Consider the following 2,787-nt stretch of genomic DNA (forward strand, 5'->3'; position numbering starts at 1 on the left):
ATCCGCTACACCGAGGGGGGTCTCAATCATGGGCCTCAACCCGATCTTGCCCAGCAACCCTTCGCCTTGCGAGCTCTGCGGTTTGAGATCCGCCTCCCCGATCTCGGGAGGCACTGGGATTTGCTGCCCCAGCGCGTTGTAATGAGCCTTGATGCGCTTGTGGGTCGCCTTACTGCCCTCGATGCCCCTCACCAGACCAAGATGCTTGACGGCCTCGGCATAGCTGCTCTGGTCGCTGCTCATCTTGGTGCGGTTGCCTATGAACTCCTTGGCGCTCAACCGCCCATCTTTGGTGATCGGGACGACGAACGCCGACATGTGGGGGGTCTTCTCGTCCAGGTGAATCGACGATACCAGGATGTTTTCCCTCCCGTACTTCTCGGCCAGCCAGTCCATCGAGCTCTGGTAGAAGTCCGTTTTCCGGCCTGAACCCGCATTGATCCACCACTCCGGTGATGCACTCAGGACGTACTCGATAGCGAGTACCGCATCCTTGCGCCGCTTCTCCGGCAGCTTCTCCCGCAACTTGCCCATCGCCTCGTCTGTGGAACGGGCGGCCATGTGCATGTTGTGCCGGAGTCTTTCGGGGTCTGCATTGGGGGTATCGCGCTCCCGAAAGCAGTGTTTGAGGGAGGCAGCAACCGAGCCCATTCCCGATAATTTTTTGCAGCGCATGATGGCAAAGGCGGCCATGTGTCTTCCCCTCTTGGTGGACTGTCGGAGAGGCTGGAGGGGGGCGACAGAATGGCGACCTCCGGAGGGCCTCTTGACAAGCAAGAGTACTCACTAGACTTTACTTCGTAAAGTCGCTCGCTCCGGCAGGGTGCCGGAGGAAGGATCAACCCCCTGATAGCTCCCCCCTGAAGGGGGGCAAAAGATAGGGTGATCGGGGGGCGCTGTGGCGTTTGCCTCCCCCAGAACCGGAGACCCTCAAAAGCCGGTTTTGCAGGGAAGGGGGGGATCTCGCCACGGGTTCATATGGGCGTGTTCCGCCGCCCACCTTCCGGTGGATCTATCCACTGCAGGGGGCGGCTTGTAGGGGCTGCGCCCCTGAAAACCGGACATCAAAAAGCCACTTTTGATTCATCAAAACCTTGATTTTGATGCTGGGGTGGCTAATATCAAAATCGGAATTTGATGAATCAAAAAGGCGGTTTTGATATGGAAGAGCAGAAGGCCAAGTGGGTGTTTGATCAGGGGGGCTTCTCGAAAGCCTTGGTTGTGCCCACCCCGATGGGTGCCGGCTACCACCTCCACCTCGTCCAGTTCGGGAAAGGAGGGGAGACCAGCATATTGGAACGCCAGAGGGGGGGTTGGCGAGTGTTCAAGACTATCGATACAGCGGTCTTTACTGCCAAAGCAATAGGGTTCCGGCGCATCGAGGTCGATTTGACCTCCCTGTGAGACAAGTCCCTCCCCTAATACAAACCCGAAGGGAGATCCTATTGCTCCCTTGGCCCTGTGGGGGGCGTGGGCAAAGGCCCGTGGGTGTGGGCAATCCCTGTGGTCAGGGCCGTGGGCGGGCTGTCTTTTTAGCCCGTCCACCCCTGTCCATAGGGTTGTCCATGCCCCTTGAGGGCCGTTCGCCTGGAAGGCGATTGTCCACCCATCCACAGGGCGATCATCAGGGTGCAACGGAGCAAAAATCCCGCGCGCGATCAGAGATAGAATAGTGCACTCACTAAGTTGTTGTTTTTTAATGTGGTTTATATATCCAGAGTGCAATGGGGCAGCACTCCAGAGTGCAATAGCTAATTGCACTCGGGTTCACGTTGTGTGAAGTGATATTGCACATGGTGTGCAATGTGGTGCACCATGGGTGCAGTTCAACGACACATAGTGTGCAGGAGATTACACCGATGAGTGCAAAGGGTGAGACTGAGCAGTCTCAGGCAGATGAGAACTACAACTTTGTCCAAATATCGAGGGGATACCTCAAGGCTTGGCGAGGGCTGATACGAAAAAACGGCTTAGCTGCCGAAGTGTTGATGTATTTCGTTGAGAAGATGGGCCGCACAACCAACGCTGTCGTTTGCAGCTATGCGACACTGACAGAAGTGACAGGTTACAGCCGCCGAAGCGTTGCAACAGCAATCAAAGTACTCAAGGACGAGAGTTGGATTCAGACAGTCAAGATCGGTAGTGCAACGGCATACTGCGTGAATGAGCGAGTATTTTGGCAGGCAGGCCGAAACCAACGGAAATATGCAATATTCAGTGCTACTGTTGTTGCAGCAGAGACAGAACAGGACAGCGACTTCCACGAACGGGCAAAAGAAAAACTAACTCACATCCCCTTCGTTGATGTCCAAAAAGAACGATTGATCGCCGAGTCAAGCGAGCAACTGCCACCACCGGATCAACAGGATTTGGATCTCAACTGATGCGTAGATTCCGTGAGCTGACCCCCGCAGAAATAGAGGCTCTGCGGGAGGATATGCGCCAGTCCAGCAAATGGACCAAAGCCGAGTTGATCCGGCGTAGGGGGCTTAACGACCAAGGCCACGGCTCGGGTTTGCCCCCTGCTGTGGCCCCAACTTGCGCCGGATCTCGGCCTCCAGCTTGCGAGCCAGATCCTGCTCCGCCTGCCTCCGCTGATTGTCCTGCTGCATCGCCACGGCCTGCTTGAGAACCTCCGCCACCTGATCCTTTGAAAGCCCCTTAAACGGCTCCTGAAGCTCTTGGAGGCATTTCTGGGTGTCAGCTAATGCCATCCTAGCCTTAACCGCTGCCCCGCGCTGAGAATCGCTTTCAGAGGCTTTCTCGGCGACAACCTTGAACGCCTTA

At 56.3% G+C, this 2,787-nt stretch carries 4 protein-coding genes; 2 read left to right on the forward strand and 2 right to left on the reverse strand.

All coding sequences use genetic code 11. The features are described from left to right. Positions 1–693: MobV family relaxase (gene mobV, locus CF137_RS02820; protein WP_139717751.1), on the reverse strand; the 693-nt coding region annotated here is incomplete at its 3' end. A gap of 468 nt (positions 694–1,161) precedes the next feature. Between mobV and CF137_RS02825 the strand changes: the two genes are divergently transcribed. Further along, positions 1,162–1,404, forward strand: a complete 243-nt coding sequence (locus tag CF137_RS02825) for a plasmid replication protein RepB (protein ID WP_139424506.1) — start codon at positions 1,162–1,164, stop codon at positions 1,402–1,404. 455 nt (positions 1,405–1,859) lie between these two features. Continuing rightward, positions 1,860–2,384 (forward strand): replication/maintenance protein RepL, encoded by a 525-nt coding sequence (locus tag CF137_RS02830; protein WP_125730117.1) that lies wholly within the window; start codon positions 1,860–1,862, stop codon positions 2,382–2,384. Between the two features lie 105 nt (positions 2,385–2,489). Here the strand turns inward: CF137_RS02830 and CF137_RS22175 are convergent. After that, the coding region (locus CF137_RS22175) for a hypothetical protein (protein ID WP_204787357.1) at positions 2,490–2,787 on the reverse strand (298 nt) is incomplete at its 5' end.

The sequence above is a fragment of the Aeromonas sobria genome, from assembly GCF_006243315.1.
GTDB lineage: Bacteria > Pseudomonadota > Gammaproteobacteria > Enterobacterales > Aeromonadaceae > Aeromonas > Aeromonas sobria_A.

What these genes read in the sequence shown, in the direction of transcription:
- CF137_RS02825 (WP_139424506.1), top strand. Translation starts at nt 1,162, where the DNA reads ATGGAAGAGCAGAAGGCCAAGTGGGTGTTTGATCAGGGGGGCTTCTCG.
- CF137_RS02830 (WP_125730117.1), top strand. Translation starts at nt 1,860, where the DNA reads ATGAGTGCAAAGGGTGAGACTGAGCAGTCTCAGGCAGATGAGAACTAC.